The following is a 22031-nucleotide window of genomic DNA, read 5'->3' as shown; positions in this document are numbered from 1 at the left end:
CTTCACCGAACGATGGTGGTCGGGATCCGGCCGGGGTGTCCGAGCGCGCAGCCATAGAGCACGCGGCGGTCGTGCTCGCCGAGTCCGGCGAGAAGCCCGCAGGCGATGCCGGCGCCGGCCGCCATCGAGCGGACCGCGCCCGCCGCGACGGCGGCCTTGGTCACCAGACGCGCCTCCGGCTCGCCGGTGAACAGCAGCACCGCCGCGGCGGCCGTCTCCCGGTCGCGCAGGTACTCGTCCACCCAACCGGCCGCGCCGCGGGGCCGGCACGCGCACCGGATCCGCCCGCCGGGCATGAGCTCCTCCGCCCGGGCGAGGGCGAGGCCGACGATGCCCGCGAGGCCGGCGCTGGAGGAGAGGCCACCGTCGCCGGTCAGACCGGCGCAGGAGGTCAAGTCCACGCAGGAGGAGAAGCCGGCGTCGCCGGTCAAGTCGGCGAGGTTGTTCGGGCGGCCCGCGTCGTGGTTTCGGTCGCCGGGGCGGCGGCCCGCAGGAGGCCGGCGGCGCCGGGAGGGGCGCGCGGGCGCGAGTTCGACCACGGCGGTCACGCGCTCGCGGCGCGGATCGAGCTCCAGGACTTCCGCGTGGTCGTCCATGTCGCCCGTCCGGGCGCGCCATCCCGCCGGCCGGGCGTCGGCGGCGATCCGCGCGATCAGCAGCCCCGTGTCACCGTGAACCAGCCGCTCCCTCAGCCCCAGGTCACCGTGGAGCAACCGCTCTCTCAGCCCCAGGTCACCGTGGAGCAGCCGCTCCCTCAGCCATGTGTCTCCGTGGAGCAGCCGCTCCCTCGTACCGGAGGTGGCGTCGGGCGGCCATGCGAGATCGCCGGTGAGGACCAAGGTGACGTGGTCACCGTCCGGCTTCGGCGTCCCGGGCAGCTCGACCAGGGCGCGCGCGGCCGGGTCGACGGCGTAGGCCCGGTGACCGCCGCCGGTCAGGTCGCCGAGCAGGTACGCGCGGACGGCGCCGCCAGGCCCTGCCAGGGGCTCGGAGCGCAGGCCGCGAAGGATCCGCGACATCGTGCGCACGAGCGGGTGGGGGCTCGCCCGCATGGGCAGGCGGCGTTCGGTCAGGTGACTCTTGGCCGGCGCGGGAGCGGTCACCGCGGAGGGGAAGGCGCCCGTCATGCCGAGGTCCAGGACGATCCGCCGCCCGTCCGGGCGGTGACCGCCGAGATACCTGACGGCGACGCCCGCGGCGATCCCCGCGGTGATGCCCGCCGAAGCGGCGTCCCCCACGGTGATGCCCGCCGAGGCGACGCCCCCGTCGGGAAACGGCGGCGGCATCCCGGCGGGGAATGGCAGCGACATCCCGGCGGGAAGAGGGGGGCCTTGGGCCGGTAGCGGCAGGTAGGCGCCGGTCTCGGGGGCGGGCGGCGTCCCGGGGCCGTCCAGCACCGCGACGGTCAGGTCGGCGGGCCCGCCGGCGCGGCCGACCGTCCCGACGCCGGCTTCGCGGAGCAGCCCGGCGAGCAGATCGGCCGTCGGGTGCCCTCCGGTCACGACGACGCGGGCGGCCCGCAGCCGACGCCACACGCCGTCCGCCAGCGGGGCGGGCAGGGACCGCCCGATGAACACCCGCATCGGATGGGGGCCGGGGTCGGCGTGGAAGGTCACGAGGTTCTGCCGGGCCAGCACGTCCACGGCCCTGTGGACGGGCACCCCGAGCACGTCCCCGATCTGCTCGACCGTTCTGGTGCCGTCCAGCAGCGGCAGCAGGAAGGCGAGCGCCTCGCGGGCGAACCGGCCGGTCAGGTGCTCCCTGCGAGGCCCGCCTTCGACGACGTACCCGCCCGCGACCGGGACGAACGCCAGTCCCTCTCGGATGCGCGGGAAACGGCTCATCGGCCCGCTCCCCCGTCGCAGCCGGGGCACCGGTCCGCCGGGACCGCATGCCAGCGGCGGGTCACCTCGTCGGTACGGCGCGGGAAACGGCTCATCGGCCCGCTCCCTCGTCGCAGCCGGGGCATCGCTCCGCCGGGACCACCCGCCACGGGGTCACCTCGTCGGTACGGCAGTCGACCGCCGCGACCGCCCCGTGTTCCCCGCCGTCCATCAGCGCCAGCGCCAGCCCGGCGGCGATCATGCAGTGGTGCGGCGAGAATCCCCGTACCCCGAGACGGGGGTTCACCGCGAGGCGTCCCCTGATCTCCTCCTCCACGAGGCTCTCGTGCTGCCGCACTCTGGAGCGATAGCAGGTGTGGCAGGGAGCGCGGCCGTGGACGAACACCGGCCCGACCCTGATGTACGGGGACGCCATGGCGATCGGCAGCCACGGCGCCGGTCGCGCGGCCTCGGCGAACGCCTCGAACTCGACGGGCAGGTCCCGCCAGGAGGCGCGGACGCCGAACCCGCCGCCGGCGGCGAACTCCAGGGCCGGCTCGCGCGCCACCCGCGCCGGCCGCCCGGCCATCGCGAGCAGTGAGCGCAGGTGCTCGGCGACGACCACGCCGAAGTCGCCGTCGGCCACGATCCGCACGTCCACCGCCGTTGCGTCGTCCACGCTCGTCACGCCATCGGTTGCGGGTAGGCGTTGAGCCGCCGCATTGGCAGAGGCCGGAGCCCGAGCCGCCCGGCGGCGGTCCTGAGCCGCGCGTGACGGCGGTACTGCACCAGCGGGCGCACCGACATCGGCTGCAGTTCGGGCACGATCACCCGGACCGCGACATGGTCGCTGTCACGCAGCTCCCGCGTCGTCAGGTCCACCGCGAGGACGGTCATGCCCAGCTCCGCGAGCCGCCGCAGCAGGAACGCGAGCCGCCCGCGGTCGGAGCCCAGATCGAAGCCGGGGGCGGAGTCCGGGGCAGGGCCTGGGGCGAAGGGGGAGTTGGGGGCGGCGGACGCCGGGCGGGACGCCGGGGGGGCGGTGAGCAGGAACTCGAACGCCTTGCGCCGCGATCTGGCGGCCATCACGGCCGCCTGGTCGTCCACCGACCGGTGGTCGGCGTACCGGCGGGGCAGCGCCCGCCGGCCCTCGATGCCCGGCCGCAGCCCCATGGTCTCCAGCAAGGCGTGCTCCGCGAGCGAGGCGACGTCGAACCCGCAGGCCGCGCCCACGAGCTGGCCCGTGCGCGGCGCGTTCTCGGTGGTCTGCAGGCAGAACACGACCGGCACGCCGACGTCGGTCGTGGCGTCGTACAGGAAGGACTCGACCCCGCGATCGGCGCACCAGGCGACGATCCGCCGCGCCGGGCCGGACAGGCGGCCCTCGGCCAGCCGGGGCAGCGCCCGCCGCAGCAGCCAGGTCAGCGCGAGCGCGTCGCGTTCGACCACCTCGCAGATGGCGTTGACCGCGGCCGCCTCGAAGGAGCGGTGGACGGCGCAGCCGGTGGAGATCGGTATCCAGAAGTTCTCCGCGTCGGACTCGGGGAACCGCAGGAACGCCATGACCGCCGGGACGAGCACGGTGTCGCCGGTGTGCAGGTCGGTGGCCCGCGTCCACCTGATCGGCCGGGCCGTGTCGATGTCGTGGATCGGGCAGCCGGGCCTGCTCAGCTCCCGGGCCGAGCAGCGGGGCACGCGCCCGAGGTCCAGCGCCCGGCTGCCGAGCTCGGCGGCCGGGGCCACGACCAGGCTGCGCTCGTCGACGAGGAGCCCCGCGTAACGCTCCACGGCCTCGGCCACCGCGAGGAGGCGGGCGCGGTCAGGATCGCCGTACGAACGGCCCGTTCCCTGAGCGGTGCGCGCGTCCGGCCGGAACGGCCCGGCCACGGCCGAGGGATTCCCGGTCGGCGCCGTGTACAGGAAGCATTCCTCCGGCATCCAGCCGTGGGTGTTGACCCGGACGGGACGGCCGACCGCGCCGTACGGCCCGGCCAGCGAAAGGAGCGCGGACGGCTCCGCCATGGCACCTCCTCCTCTCCGAACACGATTCGGCCGACATGGACGACGCCGCGCACCCTTCACCTGCCGCCGCGGTCTCAGGGGCCGGGCCGTCGGCCGGCGAGGACGTCGTCGGCGGCTTTCAGCAGGGTGCCCGCCAGCGTCACCGCGAGCGGGTCCGCCGTGCGCAGGTGGTCCTCGATCTGGTCGAGCAGGCGCGCCTCGTCCCCCGGGCAGGCCCCGTCGCGGACCCGGCGCCCGCGGATCAGGATCTCCAGGCCGATCGCGGCCTGGAGCGCGAGAAGGGCGAGCAGGTCCAGGTCGGCCAGTTCGCCGCGGGACGCCTGGGAGGGGTCGAGGACCTCGAGCACCCCCACGCAGTCGGTGTCGCGGATCAGAGGCGCGGCCATGAGCGTGTGCGGCACATAACCCGTCGAGGCCGCGGCGGCCCGGGCGAACACCGTGCTGTTGGACAGATCGTCCACGTACACCGGTTCACCGCTCGTCGCGACCCATCCCGCGATGCCGGTGCCCGCGGGGAACCGCGCTCCGGGAAGGTGGGCGTCGCCCTCGCCCGCCACCGCCTCGAAGACCAGCTCGCCGGTGTCCTCGTCGATCAGGAAGATCGACGAGGCGGCCGCGCCGAAGACGTGGCGGGCGATCTCCACCACCGAGTGCAGGAGCTGCCGTTCAGCGAGCGGCGCCTGCCGCTCCTTCCGGGAGCCCGGGAGGGAGTAGTTCTGCAGCGGCATGACGGGCTCCATCGATGGCGACGTTCCGGGCGGTCTGGTAGAGCACGGCCCTGAGCTGGGCGGGTGTGAGCCAGCGATGCTTGCTCAGGATCAACGCGCACAGGCCCGTGATGTGGGGGGCGGCGAAGCTGTTGCCGGAGCTGCGCGTCAGGCCGCCGCCGGACCACGCCACCGGCACGCGGACGCCGTAGGCGTAGAACTCCACGGGCGGAGAGGGGTTGTAGTAGTGCAGGAAGGGATCCGGCTGGTCGTGGCTGGCCACCGAGATCACCGAGGCGAACGGCCACGGGAAGCTGCGGATCGGCATGTTGTGGGCCGAGACCACCAGCACCGAGCGCCGGAAGTAGGCCCGGTCCGCGAGTTCGTGGAGCGCCGGCACCAGCTCCGGCTTCCTCGTCGCGAGGCTCAGGTTGATCACGTCGAACCCGGCCTCGATCGCCCATTCGAGACCGGCCAGCAACGCCCGGCCGGTCCCGTTGACCGAGTCGGTCAGCACGCGCATCGACGACAGCGACACGTTGGGCGCCATCGACCGCACGATGCCCGCGCACGCGGTGCCGTGCCCGGCCGGGTCGACCGGCTCGCACGGCGCGACGCTCGCGTTCCCGTCCTCGTCGAAGACCGCGGTCATCGCCTGGTCCACCGCCCCCACCAGCGGGTGGGCCGCGTCGATCCCGCTGTCGACGACGCACACCCGCACCCCGCCGCCGTCCGCGCCGCCCCACGCCCACTCGGGGGTGACGCCCGCCATGCGGACGACGGGAATGGGCTGCAGGGACATCTGCGAGGTCGGCGCCCCGTACGCGGGCAGGCCGGGGAACTGCGCGACGGCCGGCCGGTGCCAGGGCAGCGTCACGCGACCGTCTCCCTGGCCCGGGACCACCGCCGTCACGCGACCGTCTCCCTGGTTCCTTTGTACCGGTCGCCGTGCTCGACGTCGCGGAAGGCCGGCTGGGCGGTCGCCCACAGGATGGCCAGGGCCATCGCGCAGCCGGCGATCGGGAAGAACGCGGTCACCCCGAACCGCTCCACCCCCCACCCGGTCAGCGCCACCGAGATCGGGAACGTGCCCGACATCGCGAGAAGCATGACGCTCATCACCCGGGCCAGCAGGTGGCGCGGGGACCACAGCTGCACCATCGTCATGATGGTGATCCCCGACCAGCCGTTGGCGACGGAGAAGACGGTGATGCACGCGGTGGCTCCGATCAGCCCTCCCGCGAACGGCACCAGGGCGACGGAGACGCCCATGATGAGCACCAGGATCACCAGCAGGTAGGCCGGTCTCAGCCGCCGCACCCGCACGCGGGCCAGCAGCGCGCCGACGATCAGCCCGGCGCTGAGCCCGGCGAGCAGCGTCCCGTATCCGCCGGCGCCGAAGTCCCTGTGGGCCAGCGTGGGCAGCGCCACCTCCGAGGCTCCGATGTACACGAGGTTTCCGATGACCGCCGCGACGAGCACGATCTGCAGGAACCGCCCCTGCAGCAGCACGGTGCGGAACGTCACCGCCTGGTCCTCGCCGTCCTCCTCCGCGTTCGCGGTCGTCGGCGGCAGGTTGAGCGCCAGCAGCGTGGCCGCGGACACCAGGAAGGTGCCCGCGTCGACGAACAGCGCGGGGCCCGGCCCGACGGCGGAGATCAGGACACCGCCCAGGGCCGGTCCGAGGAGGCTGCCGAGCCGGGTGACGACCGAGGACATCGAGTTCCCCGCGGTCAGGTCCTCGCCCGGCAGGAGCGAGGGCAGCAGCGCGAAGGAGGCCGGCACGAACAGCCCGCTGCAGACGCCCAGCAGGAGGGTGATCGGGGCCAGCACCGGGAACGACGGCGTGACGGTGTAGGCCACGACGCCGAGCGCCGCGGTCAGAACGAATCGGGCGAGGTCCGCCGCCATCATGATCGGCCGCGCGCCGAAGCGGTCGGTGAGGATGCCGCCGAGGGGCGTCGCGGCCGCGCGGCTTATCCCGTAGCAGGCCAGCACCGAGCCGAGCAGGACCGGGCCGCCGTCGGACGACAGGACCAGCCACGGCAACGCGATCGCGAAGCACATGTCCCCGATGCTGGAGGTGAACTGGCCGGCGATCAGCCAGGGGAACCCCCGTACGGCCATCGGCCCGGTGGTCAGGGGCGTCTTGATCACGGAGATCAGCGTCCGGGTCACAGCGCCTCCCTGTCCGCCGCCGGGGCGCCCCGCGTCAGTGTGATGATGTGCTCGACGAGCCCGGCGACCTGGCCCGGCGAAGGTAGCCCCGGACCGGTCCGCACGGACGCGCCGGCGATCTCCCAGCACTGCGTCATCACCGGCTCGGCGACGTGGTGCCCGTCCGCCCGCAACTGGGCGACGTTGCGCTGGACGGCCGGCTTCTTCCACATCACCGCGTTCATGCTGGGGAAGAAGATCGCCGAGCCCTCGTAGGCCAGCAGCGTCGCGGTCAGCAGGCTTCCGGCGAATCCGTGCGCCGCCTGCGCGAGCGTGTGCGCGGTCGCCGGGAGCACGATGAACCGGTCGGCCCAGGCCGCGAGCCTCGCGTGCCCGGGGTCGAAGTTGCCCTCGCCCTCCCCGAACGCCGCGTCGCTCAGCAGCCGCACGGTCTCGACCGGGAGGAACCGGGCCGCCGTGGCCGTCATGACGACGTGCACCTTGAGCCCGGACAGCTTGCGCAGGGCCATCAGGTAGCCGGGGAGGTTGACGACGTTCGCCGCGCCGCAGGCGCCCACGAGCAGGTTCGTCTCGCCGCTCACCGGATCACCGCGCAGGTTCGTCTCGCCGCTCACCGGATCACCGGGCGGGTTCGTCCCGCCCTTCACCGCGTCGCCGAGCACGCCGGTCTCGCCGCTCACCGGATCATCGAGCCATCCCGGCCTGGATCGGCCGCAGGCCGAGGCGCTCGGCGACGAGGTCGAGCCGTCCCTGGACGTTGTGCTTGTAGCTCGGGCACGGCGGATTGCCCTCGTGCCACGCCTTCGGGCACGAGCCTCCGCAGGTGGGAAGGAAGACGCAGTCTCTGCACCAGGACCTGCCCTGCGCGATCTCGTCCTGCCAGTCGTCGAACTCGCCCTTCGGCCGGATGGCCGGAAGGTCCTCGCGGCCGATGTGCGCGAGCGCCGCGGTCCGCTCCGCCTCCGGCACGAGCGGGTGGTCGGTGCAGGAGAAGATGTTCCCGGTGCCGCTGATCAGTTCCGCCGTCCGCTTCACCGCCGGGCAGGTGATCTTCTTGGCCAGCGTGGGCATCCGCATGTGGGGCAGGCCGCTCCGCTGCATGGCGGCCAGCCACGCGAGCTCGCGTTCGGCGTACTCCGCCCCCGCGAGTTCGATGGCCGAGACGTCGTTCCCCCAGGGGCGGACGCGGGCGAGCGTGAAGTTCACGTTCGGCTGGTGGAACCCCAGCTCGGCCATCAGCTCGATGTAGCGAAGGATGCTGTCCTGGTTGTGCACGTCGACGTTGGTCCGGAAGTCGAACGTCACGTGCCGGTAGTCGTCGTTGTCGAGCGCCGCGCGGACGGTGCGCACGATCTTCCAGAAGGACCCGGCGCCGCTCTTCGCCGGCCGGTGGACGTCGTGCACGTCGGGCGGGCCGTCCACGGTGAGGTAGAACTTCGAGATCCGGCACTCTTTGATGAGGACCTCGAGGTTCCTCGCGTTCAGCAGGCTGCCGTTGGTCACGATCGACGAGGTGTACTCGGCGCCCGCCTCGTCCGCCGCCCGGACGAAGTCCCGGGCGAGGTGGCGCATGACCGCGTACCCCATCATCGGTTCCGCGCCGAACCAGTCCACGGCCAGCCGCCTGCTCGCCGGCAGCCGCAGGGCGCGCAGCACCCGGGCCCGGACCCGATCGCGGTGGTCGGCGGTCAGCCCTCCGCGCACGTGCTCCTGGCCGCAGTACGTGCAGCCCATGTTGCAGTACGACGTCGGCAGCAGGATGAAGCTCACCGTCGAGGGGTCGCGGGCGGCCGTCCGGTTGCGCTGGAGGATGTCGTCGAGCTCGTCCAGCCCGTCCGGCACCACGACCTGTGCCTTCCTGAACTCGGCGAGGGTGCCCGGCGAGATCTCGCCGAGCTCGCCCCTGCGAAGGGCGTCGGCGACCTGGGGGATGACGAACATCAGCTTCGCGGTTCGCGTCGCATAAAGGATTCGGACCTGAATTCCTTCGTCGTCTCCATAAGTGCGGTCACTCATGACCACATAGCGACTGACCTTCTCCCCCATGTCCTTACCTCTCAGCGCTCATGCTTCCCGGCCCACTGGAGAAGGCGGGCCGGGAATGTCGCTAGCAGAGACAGTTGTTGTTGTCGTTGACCTGGCCTTCGACCTCGGGCGCCAGCGCGTTGAGCCGTTCCTGAATGGCGCCCGCGACCCGCAGCTCCTCCGGGCTGAGGTCTTCGAACACGACCCTCATCTGTTCCGGCAGCCGCTGCAGACCTGCCGCGTTGAGCGGCGCGAGTGGGTCTTGAGACATGCTGATCCTCCTGGTGGCGTGGATCATATCCGCTACGTCAGCGAACATAGGTCGCCCCCAGATCGCCGTCCAGCCCCCACCTCCAACGGATTCTTAGGAGACACGGCGAAGTGTTCTTAAAATCACTCGGCGGTGCTCCTAAGAATGGCCCGATCGGCACGGCTTCCAAATATCGCCTGGTTATGTGAAACTCGCGATCAAGGTGGCACCCGCCCTGCCGGGCGATGCCGGCGCGATTACGGAGGAACGGGTGACCATATTCCTGACCGAAAGCCTTCCGATTCGCAGCCGAAAGCGCCGGGAAAGCGACCTTCCCTATCTGCTGATCAATCCGCCGCTGACCGACCCGACGCAGCCGTACCATTCGATCCCGTATCTCGTGGGCGCGGCGCGGCGCGCGGGGTTCTCCGGCGGCCGCTGCCTCGACGCGAACATCGACGCGCTGAACCACCTCGCCCGCCCGGAGCAGGTCGGCGACCTGCTGGACCGGGCGGCCCAGACGAGGAAACGCGTCGAGGCGGCCGACGAGGTCACCAGGGCGGACGAACTCGCCTACCGGGCCGCCCTCGCCGCGCAGGGGCTGGCGCCCGACTTCGTCGGCAGGGCCGTCGAGATCTTCAAGGACGGCCCGTCGTTCTACCACTATCCGACCTACCGGCAGGCCGTCCTCGCGATGAAACGCTGGCAGGAGCTCCTCTGCCTCGACGGCGCCCCGCAGAGCATCGCCGACTTCCAGATCAGGCTCGGCGGGGTGGTGAACCTGTCGTGCTACGAGGACCTGTGCGACGCCGCGGTGCTCGACGCCCTGACCGGCCCGTTCGATCCCTACGTCCAGGGGCCCTTCCAGGAGGTCCTGCGGGAGCGCGAGTGGCCGCTCATCGGCTTCTCGGTCAGCTTCACCGGGCAACTGCCCATGGCCCTGCGCCTCGCGAGACAGGCACGGGCGGCCTGCCCGGACGCCGTCATCGTGTTCGGCGGCACCGAGGTGTGCGACCACGTCCGGTTCGCCCGGGTTCCCGGGGACTACTGGCGGCTGTTCACGGACGTGGACCTCATCGTCCCCGGCGAGGGGGAGACGCCCTTCTGCGACATCCTGGCCGCCGTCCGTGACGGACGCGGCCTCGCCGGGATCCCCGGAGTGCTGAGCCGCGAGGACGCGCCGTCCCGCCCCTCGTCGATCAACTACGAGAACATGGCCGAACTGCCGGCCCCGGCCTACGACGTCTGGGACTGGGACTCCTACTGGTCGCCGGAGCCCGTGGTCCTGTACAGCCCCACGAGGGGCTGCTACTGGAACAAGTGCACGTTCTGCGACTACGGCCTCAACTCCGACCGGCCGACGTCGCCGTCGCGGGAACGTCCCGTCGACAGGGTCGTCGAGGACCTTCAGGAGATCACCCAGATCGGCCGCACGGTGTACTTCGCGGTGGACGCGATGTCCCCCCGGTACCTGCGCCTGCTCTGCGACGCGATGAAGGACCTGCCGGCCCCGGTGCGGTGGTCCGCCGAGCTGCGCCTGGAACGGACCTTCCCCAAGCGCGACATGTCGCGGCGGCTGCGGGACGCCGGATGCGTCGCCGTCTCCTTCGGCTACGAGTCCGCCTCCCAGAGGGTCCTGGACCTGATCGACAAGGGGGTGCGGATCGCGGAGGTGCCCGAGATCCTCGCCGAGCTCGCGAAGCACGGGATCGGCGCCCAGATGATGGGGTTCACCGGATTCCCCAGCGAGCGCGCCGACGAGGCCGCGCGCACGTACGACTTCCTGATCGAGCACGAGGAGCTCTGGTCGATCGCCGGCATCGGCACGTTCTCCCTGACGCCCGGTTCCATCGTCGCCAAGAGTCCGGACGCGTTCGGCGTCGAGATCGTGCCGCTGCCGCCGAGCGAGGACATCGTCCGCTACCTGCCCTGGCGGGATCGCGCCGAAGGGTCCGCCAGGTGGCCAGGCGAGATCGACAGGCGGCCCGGCGACGACCGCATGCGGGCGACCAGGCGTTCAGCCGACGACCGGCCGTTCGTCGGGGGCATCGACACCGCGCACACCATGCTGTACTTCTCGGCGTTCGGGCGGAGACTCACCCCCGGCGGCCCGCTCGACGCCCCTCGCGTCGACCTCGTGCCGATCACGGACTCCACCATCCCGTTCACCAACATCGAGGAGTTCGCCGCGTTCGAGGACCTGCGCGACCAGTTCTTCCTGCTCAAACGCGACGGGGGCGCGAGCAGCGCGTCGATGGGCCCCTGGCTCGGCGAACGGGGGAAGGCGCGCCGCGGCGACGGCTGGGTGGCGGTCCTGCCCTCCGGCACCGCCTTCACCCTCCCGGCGGCCGGCCGCCTGCTGGCGCCCGACCGCCTCCGGCAGGTCATCAAACTCACCGCGCAGGCTCGCGGCGACTTCTAGCCGCTTCACAAGGATCGATCACTCTCAGAGGGCCCACCCACTGCTCGACGGCGTTCGCCGCGGAGGAGGGAACATTGAATCCAAGGCCTGGTGCCGGTGAACCGGCGGACTCCGTGGCGAAGGCCAGAACGCTGCCACTGGTGTCCAAGGACCGGTCCCGGCCGGTTCTACCTCCCCCGCCGCGGCGTCTGCGGGTCGCGCTGGTCAACATGCCGTGGTCCTGGGCCGACGCGCCCTCCATCCAGTGCGGTCTGCTGCAGGCGATCGTCAAGCGGGCCGGTCACGACTGCGACGCGCTGTACCTCAACCTCGAACTGAGCGCCCTGCTCGGGAACCGGATCTACGACCGGATCTCCGAGATGAACGACGACCGGTTCCACCAGCTGGGGGAATGGCTCTTCTCGTACGCGGCGTTCGGCGACATCGAGCCGGAGGCGGACTACTTCACGGAGTACCCGGAGGTCTCCGAGAGCTGGTCGCGGATCCTTGCGGACGGCCCCGCGCGGCTGGTGGCCTTCCGCCGCGAGATCCTTCCCGCCTGGGTCGACGGCTGCGTCGACTCCGTGGACTGGGCGTCCTACGACGCCGTCGGGTTCTCCTCGACGTTCCTGCAGAACACCGCCTCCTTCGCCCTGGGCCGCCGGCTCAAGGCCCGCTTCCCGGACCTGCCGCTGATCTACGGCGGCGCGAACTTCGACGCCGGGATGGGCGTCGCCTACGCCGAGAAGCTGCCGTGGATCGACTACGTGGTGTCCGGTGAGGGCGACATCGCCCTGCCCGCCCTGCTGCACGGACTCGCCGCGGGCACCCGCGACCCGATCCCGGGCGTGCACCGCCAGGGGGCGCTCCCGGACGAGCCGGACGAGGCGGCGCGCACGTACGACCTCAACGACCTGCCCGCGCCCGACTACCACGACTATTTCCGCAGCCTCGCGCGGCATGACACCTCGCGCGTCCTGGGCGACAACGCCGTCCGCCTCCCCGTGGAGTTCTCCCGGGGCTGCTGGTGGGGCCAGCGGCACCACTGCACGTTCTGCGGGCTGAACGCCCTCGGCATGGACTACCGCTCCAAGACCGGCGACCGGGCACTGAAGGACCTCGAAGAGCTCCTCCTCGCCTACCCGACGCGCCGCATCGACGCGGTGGACAACATCCTCGACATGAAGTACCTGACCTCCTTCTGCGCGGAGCTGGTGGAGCGGCGCTGGGACATCGACCTGTTCTTCGAGGTCAAGGCCAACCTGACGCGCGAGCAACTGGGGCTGCTGAGGCGCGCCGGCATCCGGCGGGTCCAGCCCGGCATCGAGAGCCTGAACACCCACGTGCTCGAACTGATGCGCAAGGGCTCGACCAAGCTGATCAACATACGCCTGCTGAAGTGGGCGGCCTACTTCGGCATCTCCGTGGAATGGCACATCCTCTTCGGCTTCCCCGGCGAGACCGACACCGACTACACCGAGCAGGCGGAGCTCGTCCCGCTCATCCAGCACCTGCAGCCGCCCGCGAGCCAGATAGGCATCTGGCTCGAGCGCTTCAGCCCCTACTTCATGGACCCCTCGTTCGCGATCGAGGACATCCGCCCCCAGGCCAGCTACAAGTACGTGTACCCCCCTGAGCTCGACCATTCGCGGATCGCCTACTTCTTCGACTTCGGGGCCTCGGACGTCGCCTCCCGGGAGAGCCACGACCTGCTCGCCTCCGCGGTGGCGGGCTGGCGCGAACGATGGGCGAGCGGCGGCCGGCCGGTCCTGTTCTACCAGCGCCTGCCCGGCAAGGTGAGCATCATCGACACCCGCTCGGGCAGCCCCCGCAAGGCCGTGCTCCACGGCTGGCACGGCGAGGCGTACGAGGCGTGCGGGGACACCGCCCGCGGCCGGAAGCGCGTCCACCAGACACTCCTGGACCGCGGGTTCGACGTGTCGCTGAGCGAGGTCACGGCGTTCCTGGACGAGTGCTGCCGCTCGGGCGTGATGGTCTCCGAGGACGAGAAGTACCTGTCGCTGGCCCTTCCCGAGAACCAGGGCTGGTAACGGGAGACCACGTCCGGCCGCGGCCCGGAGACGACCTGGGCCCCCTCCACCGCACGGAGGGGGCCCAGGTCGTTCGCCCGGCTGCTCGGCGAGCCGACCACCGCGCATCCGACCGTCCCCTCGCTCGACGAGAACGCGCACATCCTCGACCTGGACTACCGGCACGGCCAGAAGGTCGACCGGTGGCACACCGACGTCACCTTCGTGGACCGGCCGCCGCTCGCCTCGGTGCTGCGCGCGGTCACGGTGCCGCCCGTGGGCGGCGACACGCTGTGGGCCAACACGGTGGCCGCCACCCGGCCGCGACGCCCCGGCCGCGCTTCGCGGCCGGGGCCGTGCGTCCGTCGCGGCGCGCACGGCAGAGCCCTTCCACAGGCGCGGGGTGGAAGGGCTCTGGGTCAGGGCGTCAGCCCGGGGGGAGATTGCCGTTCTTGGCGACCGGCAGAGCCAGCTGCGAGGCGCCGGAGAGGATGGCCTGCTCGGCCGGGAGGCCGGCGAGGACGGGGTTGATGTGCCGCAGGGTCAGCGAGACCGTGGGCAGGGCCGGGGTGACCAGGTCGAACTTCTCCAGGTCGATCCACCGGACGATGTTGAACACCTCGGTCGGGATGTTGTCGCCGGCCTTCTGCACCGGGACGCACAGCTGGCGGGCGTAGAGGACCTGCGCGCCGTGCGTGGGGATCACCGGGGTCAGGACCGGGTTGAGCTGGCGCAGGGACAGCTGCTGGTTCAACGGGGTGTTCGGGGTTATGGCGTAGCACTTGAGGTCGATGTGGCGGACGAGTGACAGCACCTCGGTGGGCGGGACCACGTTGTTCTTGATGACCGGCACACACAGCTGCTGCGGGGTGTTCAGGGAGATCTGCGTGCGCGGCAGGTTCTGGAACAGCGGGTTGAGGTGGCTGAGCACAAGGCCCGTGCTCACCGTGGTGCCGGAGATCCGGTAGCAGGCCAGGTCGATGTACTTGATGAAGTCGAGCGCGGGCGACGGCGGCACCTGGGTGTTCTTGGCGACCGGGACGCACAGCTGCTCACGCTGGCCGAGGGTGACGGTCTCGATCGGCAGGTTGCCGAGCACGGGGTTGATGTGCCGCAGCGTCAGCGTGGTGGCCGGCGGCTGGTAGGGATTGGTCTTGAAGCACTCGAGGTCCAGGAAGGCGGTCAGGCTCTTCGGCGTCGGCAGCGCGAGGGCGGCGGCGGGCGGCACGCAGAGGAATGCCACGGCGAGCACCGCGACGGCGGCGGAGAACACCCTCCTGAGAATCGGGTTCCCTGTCCTATGAACTTTGATCAGCGGTCTGTTCACGGCACCTCCGTCAGGTAAAGGCCGGGCCTCTTTCCCCAGAGTGTGTACCGCCGCCGCCGTCCCGACAATATCGATGACCGCTTTCTGACACCACCTGCTATTCGCTCGCCACCGAGCCCGCGGCCGGACCGGCAATATCCCTGACACTCTTCGCCTTACTCGAAATTCGGCCTGACGGTCCGAGACGTTATCGACAGGCAGGAGGCATTGCCGGCCTGTTTTAAATCGGAACACGGCCGGCTCTATTGATGCGTGAGCGTCCGTTCGCCCGGTCATCCACCCACAAGGAGCAGGGTGCCGGAATTCAGAAGCGTGATACCCAGCGTGGCGGTCAGCAGCGCCGTGGCGGCGACCGCCGCCCACCGGACGGACGGCCGGTGGGACGGCGTGCGCGACGGGAGGAACGCCGCGAGAGGCGCGAGGGTGAGAACCACGACAAGAGTCATGCTCAGCGCGTCGGCGCCCAGTACATGCATCGCCCGCAAGGGGTGGGACCAGGTCGCGAGACGGTGGAACCACACCGTTGCCGCCGATGATGCGGTCGCGACCGTGGCCGCGGCGATCCCCGGCACCAATCCGGCCTTACCCTCCAAGATCAACAGCACGCTCAGGCAGGCCACACCCGCGCAGACCGGCACCAGAACATGGAACTGGAACGTGTAGAACTGGACGCCCTTCTCCACAGGAGAGCCGGCCATCCAGCGCACGGCGGAGGCGGCGACCGCCGCGGCGCAACTCATGGATGCGATGAATCCGGCATACAGCCATGACGAGGAGGCGTGCGCCGCGTCACCCTCGACCGGAGGGGAAGGGGAGAGCTCGCGCGATCGGGTGATCCACCACCACCCCACCAGGGCCATGGCCGCCAGAACCACCGTGTTGAGAACCTCCTGGTTGGAGAAGACGCCCGTGGCCACATACGCGCGCACCCAGGCGCCGGAATCAGGTTGACGGGCGGAGAACTGCTCGCGTATGGACATGAAGGTCGCGATATCCGTGCCGACCCAGAATCCGCCGACGAACACCATGACATTGACCACCATGGCGGCCGCGTAGCCCTGCCGGGTGAGGCGGCCGGCGTGGTCGAGCAGGGCCCACCTCCGGGCGAACACAATGCTGCACGCACCCGCGCCGGCCAGCACCACAGGCAAGATCAAGAACATCAAGGCGTTCGATGTCCAGAAAAGGGCCTGCGTGATCGCGGCGGTGTTCCGGATGGAGACCATCTGCCCGAGAAGCGCACCGCCGCAAATCGCGAGGGTCACCCGCCGTGTGCGAACGGCCTCGCTTTCGATTCGCGCGGCCGCGGTTGTCCGCCACAGCGCCGTACCCCAGCCCAGCGCCAGGACCGATCCGGCGATCAGCCCGGCCGCACGCTTCTCGTCGACTGTCATCCCGAGAGATTCTCCGAAACCGTACGGCGCCATGGAGGACAGATCGCGTGCCACCACGGTCGCCAGCATCGCCACGACGAAGGCGTCGATGGCGGGACTGCCCAGCGCCTCGACCGGGCGTTCCAGGGCGGCCAGGCGACGGGAGGGAACGGGATGGATCGCCCTCAGGCGCCGCCACCAAGAGTGGTGCGTCTCCGGTCGCCCGCGCAGGAGATCGGCGAGTGGCCCACCGGCCGGGCCTTGAGCGGCTCGCATGTCGGCCTCGTGCTCACGGGAGCGCAGCACCGCCAGGGCGACCGCCGCCGACAGGGCGAGCAACAGGACCGCCCGCGGACCGTAGTCGGCCACGATGGGATGGCGCGCCATTCCCAGGCTCACCGATCCGACCAGGCCCAGCTTCGCCGTCATGGTGTCACCGCCGGTGAACACCGCGACGGCGAGCGTTCTGAGAAACGGCCAGAAAGTCACGGCCGGGGGGATCAGCAAGATCGGAGGCAGCGCCCACCACACCCCCCGCGTGAGCCAGACCAGCGTGACATCACCGGCTCGCACATGCGCGAGTTCGTGGCGGATGACAGCGTCGGCCTGCTCGGACGGCAGGGTCACGATGCCGGGAGGCAGGACGATGCGCGCCCGGCCGGGCCGGTCCACGGTGAACGGCTCGCGCGACCGCAGCGATCCGAAGACCACCTCAGGCGCGCGCCGTAGCCCCATGGCCCTGGCCTCCGTCTCCACGCGGGCGGCCCAGGAAGCGGGCGGAGTGCGAAGCGGGCCGGCGCGGCGCAGCAACCGGTGGGGCAGCAGGAGCATCAACGCGACACCGAGTATCAGCACCGCGGACGCTCCGCCCAGATTCGCGACCATCCGCCGCCGCTCGGCCGAAGCGGCGCAGTCCACTTGCCGCCGATAATCGCCGGTGATCGTCTCGGCACGATCGACGATGCTCTTGTCGTCACCGGCGAGCCCCGTCCCGGCTTGTGCCCAGATCTCCTCTTTTGTGCATCGTTCCATCGTGAGCTGCCACGACTTTCCCCAGATCTGGTCGTGGAGGTTCTGGCCGACGAACGCTCCGGCCAGCACCATGACGATCACCAGGAGCAGGTAGCGGCCACGGGCCGGCGACGGCATGGCGAGCGGATCCGGACGAGGAGAGCGAGGGGCGAGGCCGTCGGGACGCCGACGCAGGCGGATGATCACGCCTCCGGATCCGTTTCACCCCGCCGACGCAGCCAGTCGATCATCACTTCGGCCAGTTGGCGCGTCTCATCCTCGGTCAGGCTGGAAACCAGAATATGGGCCACCAATGCCTTGCGGAGCTCGTCTTCCTCCGCCGGAGTGAACCTCGCCGAGGCGATGCGATCACCGTGCGCTCCCGCGTTCGTCTCCGCGACCGCGACATCGTCGCCACCTGGCCGGTCGGTGCGCCGCCGGAGCAGAATGGCGAGCTTGTCGCGAGCGGCGCGCCCGATCTTGTCGATCGCCGCGTCCGCGCCCCGGTCGACGACGCGAGCGGTCACCGCCGCGAACAGAAACGTCACGGCCGACAAGACATACGGGGTCAGCAGGCTCAGATCGACGCCCGCGCCTATCGGGGCTCGCAGCCGTTTCCCACCGAGAACACGGCCGGGATCATTACGGAACTCGGCCGCCACCCAATCGAACAGTTCAAGCTCGCCCGGACAGGAGGAGGCGACCACTTCACGGGCCACGTCCAGTTGATCCTGCCACGAGGGTCCGGCGCGATCGCTTTCCTCGGCGAAGCGGGCCGCCGCCCGTTCCTTCTTCGATCTTCCGCGCCCGAACATGCGGCCCCTTCTTTCCGGAGGCATCTCGCCGGTCCAGAGATACCGGCATATCGAAGGCCTGGACACTTTATCGCAGCATCCACCACTGCAACGGTTTCCCGATCCAAAAAGTGTCCGGCACCGCGAAAAGCAGGCACTCTAATAGGATGTCGCCCAAAAAGGAGGCCGAAAAGCGTATTCACGATCGCCCGGATACAGCCCTCAACCAGGCGGACCATTCGGTGGTCCGCGGATCACCTCTACGGCGAATACGCTTCCGGCCTTAATGCGTGTCCGGGCGGTCGGCGGCGACCGCCGAGCGCAGGGTGCCGATCACGATGGCGAGCTCGGCCAGCAGGCCTGACACCGTGGTCCGGTCACCGCCGTTGATCGTCACCGTGCGCAGTTCCTCAGGCTTGGGCAGCTTCGCCATGATCTCGGGCAGCAGGCCGATCAGCTTGGCCTGCAGGCTGGCCGCGCTCTGCCGGTTGTCGATCTCGGCCCGCATCCCCACGCGCTCCAGCTCGAGCACCGCCCGCTCGTGGTCGGACCGCGCCCTGGAGCGGGCCAGATCCAGCTCGCCGTCGAGTTCCAGGCGCTTGAGCTGCTGTTCCCGGTCGATCCGGAGCCTGCCGGTCTCGGCCTCCTCCGCGTGCCGTTCGCGTTCCATCCGCAGCGCGTGCCGGGTCGACTCGGTCTCCAGCTCCACCACCGCCCTGGCGTCGTCGTGCTCCCGCTGAGTGCGCCGTAGCCGCTCGGCGGCCTCGGTGTCGAACTGCGACGCCTCGTTGCGAGCCCGCAGCTCGGCGAGCTCCCGCTCGTACTCCAGGCGCTGGGTCTCCTTGAGCCGCTCGGTCGCCATCTCGCGTTGTGCGATGGCCTCCTCGGCCTGCAGCTCGGCCAGCCGGGCGATCTGCCCCTGCTCGGCCCGGTACGGCTTCTGCAGGTTCTCCCACAGCCGCGACGAGCTGACGACGGCCTCTTTGATCTGGACGGTGACGATGCGCAGGCCGAGCCCCTGGTCGCTGTCGTCCGCACCCTCGGCCACCGCGCGCAGCCGAGCGGTCAGCTCCTCGATGATGGGTTGCTTGTCGCTGAGCACGTCGCCTACGCCCATGGTCGCGACCTTGTCCTTGATCGCCGCCTCCGCCTGCTCCCGCAGTTGCAGGTTCACCAGCCGCATCGGGTCCTCCGGGTCACCGAAGTCCAGTTTGCGGTAGGCGATGCCGAAGTCCTGGATGATCCACTGGACGTAGCCCTGCACCAGCACACCCTGCAGTTCCCGGCAGATGCAGTACGCGTTGATCAGGATCGTCTGGGTGGCTCCGGGCACCACCAGGAAGGAATCGATGGCGGGGTTGAAGCGGAACGACACGCCGAGCCCGATGTGCAGCGGCTTCTCCCTGCCACGCCGGGTGTGCACCACGAACGCGTTGGGCGGCACCAGGACGTTCTTCCACCGCCAGAAGCCGGTGATCCGCACATCCACCGGCCCCGGCGTCGACCTGCGGGAGTCGGCTCCGCCCGAAGCCCGCTCGCGCCTGGCCGGCGGACTCACGGCGAGCGCCACGGCGGCGGGCGCGGCGGCGCCACGGCGCGCCTTGAGATCATCTTCGAGCACCGCCTGCTGTGCGACGACCTGCTCCAGGTAGGCATTGCCCTTGCCGGCGGCGCTCATCGTCTCCTCCGCCCCTTTTATGCGATCGCCGACGAGTCTCGCCCACACCGCCGAACCACCGCAAGCAATATGTCGACCGGGCGAAGGGCCCGCCACGAAGCCGCACATGGGGACGGAAATGACCCTGGGCATCCTCCGTGGAGGATGCCCAGGTCATCGGCGAATGCCGTGAGTCACACCCGTCCGGTTTCGCCTCCCAGATCCGGCGGAAGCAGTGGTCAGGACCGCTCGCGCCGGGTGTGGGTCATCGGGTCCAGGTCCACTTCTGGTTGTTGCCGCCGTGGCAGGTGTAGAGCTGGATCTTCGTGGCGTTGGCGGTGCCCGCGCCGGCCGCGTCCAGGCACAGTCCGGACTGCACGCCGGCGATGCTGCCGTCGGAGTTCACCCGCCACTTCTGGTTGGCGCCCCCGTGGCAGGAGTAGATCTGCACCTTCACACCGTTGCCGGTGCCGGCCGCGTCCAGGCACTTGTTGCCGTACACCCGGACCTCACCGGCCGAGGTGGAGCTCCAGCTCTGGTTGGTCTGGCCGTTGCAGTCCCACAACTGCACCTGGGTGCCGTCGGTGGTGGTGGCGTTCGGCACGTCGATGCAACGACCGGAGGCCACACCCCTGATCGGACCGCTGCCACCAGGCGTAGGAGTCGGCGTAGGAGTCGGCGTGGGCGTGGGCGTGGGCGTGGGCGTCGGAGTGGGGGTCGGCGTCGGGGTGGGCGTGGGGGTCGGGGTCGTGGTGCCGTCGAGGCCGAGGAAGGCGATGGCGTAGGCCAGCTGACCGCTCATGGGCAGCTGGTGGCCGACGCCGCTGATGCTGATTCCTTCGATGGTGGCCTGCGTGCCGGTGTTGCCGTACCGGGTGCGCGTCCAGTTCGACTGCGGACGGTCGGTGAACGCCGGGGTCTGGGAGAGCCCGTGCAGGTTGGTCCACTGCTTGATCTCCTCGCCGAAGTTCGGGTAGGCGAGGGTGGTGTCGGTGGTGCCGTGCCACAGCTGTATCCGGGGGTAGCCGCCGGTGTATCCGGGATACATGGCGCGGGCCTGGTCGCCCCACTGCTGGGCGGTCTTGATGAGGTTCCCACCCGAGCACTGGCTGTTCCACAACGACCCGTCGGTGGTGGCGAAGCACCCGGCGGGCACGCCGGAGAACGCCGAGGCGGCCGAGAACACATCCGGGTACTGGGCTGCCAGGACGTTGGTCATCATCGCGCCGGAGGAGAACCCGCTGACCACGATCCGTCCGGGGTCGACGTTGTAGCGCTGCCGGGCGTAGGAGACCATCGACATGATGCCGGTGGAGTCGCTGCCGCCGTTGCGCTTGAGCGCGTTCGCCGTGGAGACGTCGAAGCACGATCCGCTGCGCGTGGCCTCGGGGAGCACGATGACGTACCCGTACCGGTCGGCCGCGGTCACGTAGTCGTGCCCGTTGCCGTTGAAGATGCCGCTGGCCGAGCCGCTGCAATAGTGCACCAGGAGCAGCAGCGCCGGTCGTGCCGCGACCCGGTCCGGCACGTAGATGTACATGTTCAGGTTCGTCGGGTTGGTACCGAAGCCGGTGACCCGGGTGAGCGACGCGGCCGCGGCGGGCCGGACCGCCAGGAGCGTGCCTGCGGCCACCAGGAGCAACGCGGCGGCGGCCAACAGGGCCCTGATCCTACGTTTCACGCTTGGTCCTTTCGCCGTGCGGGAGATGTTCGCGGAGACGCGCACCCCCACGCGACAGCGCGGGTTCGGCACGCCGGCTTCGGGCCGCGAAGGCCGGCTCCCGTCGAGACGGCCGGCTCGGGCCGCCCCGGCGGGGGCTCGTCGGTCAGACGCGTGTCCAGCGCTGGTTAGCGGCGGTGCCGCAGGACCAGATCTGCAGTTTCACGCCGTTGGCGGTGGAGTAGTTCGGCACGTCCAGGCACTTGTTCGCGCCGACCGCCGTGATCGTGCCGTCGCTGTTAAAGCGCCACTTCTGGTTGTTCTGGCCGTTGCAGTCCCAGATCTGCACCTTGGCGCCGTCGGCGGTGCTCGCGCCGTCCACGTCCAGGCACTTGCCGCCGTACACCCGCAGCTCGCTCGCGGCGGTCAGCGTCCACTGCTGGTTGGTCTGACCGTTGCAGTCGTAGATCTGCACCTGCGTGCCGTTGGTCTGCGAGACGCCGGTGACGTCCAGGCACCGGCCCGAGCCCACCCCACGGATCGCGCTGGTGGACGAGGACGTCGGCGTCGGGCTCGGGGTGGGAGTGGGGGTGGGAGTGCCGCCGCCTGGCTGGCCGATGGTGCCGGGGACCGACAGCAGGGCGTTGTACCAGGTGGCGGCCATCTTGTCGTAGCCGCCGGAGGTGGGGTGGATGCCGTCGATCAGGTCGGCGGTGGTCAGCGCGGCGTGCATGTCGACCAGATGGACGTGTTTGCCGGCGTTGACCTTGCTC

The 22031-nt window shown here is 70.6% G+C and carries 18 protein-coding genes; 3 read left to right on the top strand and 15 right to left on the bottom strand.

The annotated features are described in order from the left end of the window. Positions 1-2: 2 nt before the first annotated feature. The 9 genes from ACFO60_RS09905 to ACFO60_RS09865 form a co-directional block, all read right to left on the bottom strand. A complete protein-coding gene (locus tag ACFO60_RS09905) occupies positions 3-1844 on the bottom strand; it encodes a hypothetical protein (RefSeq protein WP_380839379.1) in 1842 nt (613 codons plus the stop codon). A 91-nt stretch (positions 1845-1935) separates the two neighbouring features. Beyond that, a complete protein-coding gene (locus ACFO60_RS09900) occupies positions 1936-2502 on the bottom strand; it encodes a TOMM precursor leader peptide-binding protein (RefSeq protein ID WP_380839376.1) in 567 nt (188 codons plus the stop codon). Between the two features lie 5 nt (positions 2503-2507). After that, entirely contained in the window at positions 2508-3845 is a 1338-nt protein-coding gene (locus ACFO60_RS09895) for a YcaO-like family protein (RefSeq protein WP_380839374.1), read from the bottom strand. 74 nt (positions 3846-3919) lie between these two features. Beyond that, positions 3920-4573 (bottom strand): GAF domain-containing protein, encoded by a 654-nt coding sequence (locus ACFO60_RS09890; RefSeq protein WP_380839373.1) that lies wholly within the window; start codon positions 4571-4573, stop codon positions 3920-3922. Further along, positions 4512-5429, bottom strand: coding sequence for a S8 family serine peptidase (locus tag ACFO60_RS09885; RefSeq protein WP_380839370.1), 918 nt, complete (start codon positions 5427-5429; stop codon positions 4512-4514). Before ACFO60_RS09885 ends, ACFO60_RS09890 begins: the two co-directional genes overlap by 62 nt. A gap of 32 nt (positions 5430-5461) precedes the next feature. Next, entirely contained in the window at positions 5462-6730 is a 1269-nt protein-coding gene (locus tag ACFO60_RS09880; RefSeq protein ID WP_380839368.1) for an MFS transporter, read from the bottom strand. Further along, entirely contained in the window at positions 6727-7410 is a 684-nt protein-coding gene (locus tag ACFO60_RS09875; protein WP_380839366.1) for a flavoprotein, read from the bottom strand. Before ACFO60_RS09875 ends, ACFO60_RS09880 begins: the two co-directional genes overlap by 4 nt. A 4-nt stretch (positions 7411-7414) precedes the next feature. Then, the gene (locus tag ACFO60_RS09870) at positions 7415-8671 is read right to left on the bottom strand and encodes a radical SAM protein (RefSeq protein WP_380839364.1); all 1257 of its coding nucleotides are present in this window, start codon (positions 8669-8671) and stop codon (positions 7415-7417) included. A 166-nt stretch (positions 8672-8837) separates the two neighbouring features. Next, complete coding sequence (locus ACFO60_RS09865) at positions 8838-9026, bottom strand: aroma-sacti cluster domain-containing protein (protein WP_380839362.1); 189 nt, start codon at positions 9024-9026, stop codon at positions 8838-8840. Between the two features lie 250 nt (positions 9027-9276). Here ACFO60_RS09865 and ACFO60_RS09860 point away from each other — a divergent pair, with 250 nt between their 5' ends. From ACFO60_RS09860 to ACFO60_RS09850, 3 genes are all read left to right on the top strand, one after another. Further along, entirely contained in the window at positions 9277-11427 is a 2151-nt protein-coding gene (locus tag ACFO60_RS09860; protein WP_380839361.1) for a B12-binding domain-containing radical SAM protein, read from the top strand. Positions 11428-11567: 140 nt separating this feature from the next. Continuing rightward, complete coding sequence (locus tag ACFO60_RS09855; RefSeq protein ID WP_380839359.1) at positions 11568-13457, top strand: RiPP maturation radical SAM C-methyltransferase; 1890 nt, start codon at positions 11568-11570, stop codon at positions 13455-13457. A gap of 81 nt (positions 13458-13538) precedes the next feature. Further along, complete coding sequence (locus ACFO60_RS09850; protein ID WP_380839930.1) at positions 13539-13967, top strand: TauD/TfdA dioxygenase family protein; 429 nt, start codon at positions 13539-13541, stop codon at positions 13965-13967. Here the strand turns inward: ACFO60_RS09850 and ACFO60_RS09845 are convergent. The 6 genes from ACFO60_RS09845 to ACFO60_RS09820 form a co-directional block, all read right to left on the bottom strand. Then, a complete protein-coding gene (locus ACFO60_RS09845; protein WP_380839357.1) occupies positions 13864-14709 on the bottom strand; it encodes a hypothetical protein in 846 nt (281 codons plus the stop codon). The genes ACFO60_RS09850 and ACFO60_RS09845 overlap by 104 nt on opposite strands. A gap of 326 nt (positions 14710-15035) precedes the next feature. Then, on the bottom strand, positions 15036-17354 hold the full coding sequence (locus ACFO60_RS09840; RefSeq protein ID WP_380839354.1) for a hypothetical protein: 2319 nt from the start codon (positions 17352-17354) through the stop codon (positions 15036-15038). Further along, the gene (locus ACFO60_RS09835) at positions 17351-17962 is read right to left on the bottom strand and encodes a hypothetical protein (protein ID WP_380839353.1); all 612 of its coding nucleotides are present in this window, start codon (positions 17960-17962) and stop codon (positions 17351-17353) included. The genes ACFO60_RS09840 and ACFO60_RS09835 overlap by 4 nt, the downstream gene beginning before the upstream one ends. A 262-nt stretch (positions 17963-18224) precedes the next feature. After that, complete coding sequence (locus ACFO60_RS09830; RefSeq protein WP_380839351.1) at positions 18225-19619, bottom strand: SPFH domain-containing protein; 1395 nt, start codon at positions 19617-19619, stop codon at positions 18225-18227. A 244-nt stretch (positions 19620-19863) separates the two neighbouring features. Further along, entirely contained in the window at positions 19864-21279 is a 1416-nt protein-coding gene (locus ACFO60_RS09825; RefSeq protein ID WP_380839349.1) for an extracellular catalytic domain type 1 short-chain-length polyhydroxyalkanoate depolymerase, read from the bottom strand. A 145-nt stretch (positions 21280-21424) separates the two neighbouring features. Continuing rightward, positions 21425-22031, bottom strand: a 607-nt coding sequence (locus tag ACFO60_RS09820; RefSeq protein ID WP_380839346.1) for a lectin, incomplete at its 5' end; no start/stop codon positions are given.

The sequence above is a fragment of the Sphaerisporangium dianthi genome (assembly GCF_042654065.1).
GTDB classification, from domain to species: Bacteria; Actinomycetota; Actinomycetes; order Streptosporangiales; family Streptosporangiaceae; genus Sphaerisporangium; species Sphaerisporangium dianthi.
The sequence above is the reverse complement of the archived record's forward strand: the minus strand, read 5'-3'. Positions and strand labels throughout refer to the sequence as shown.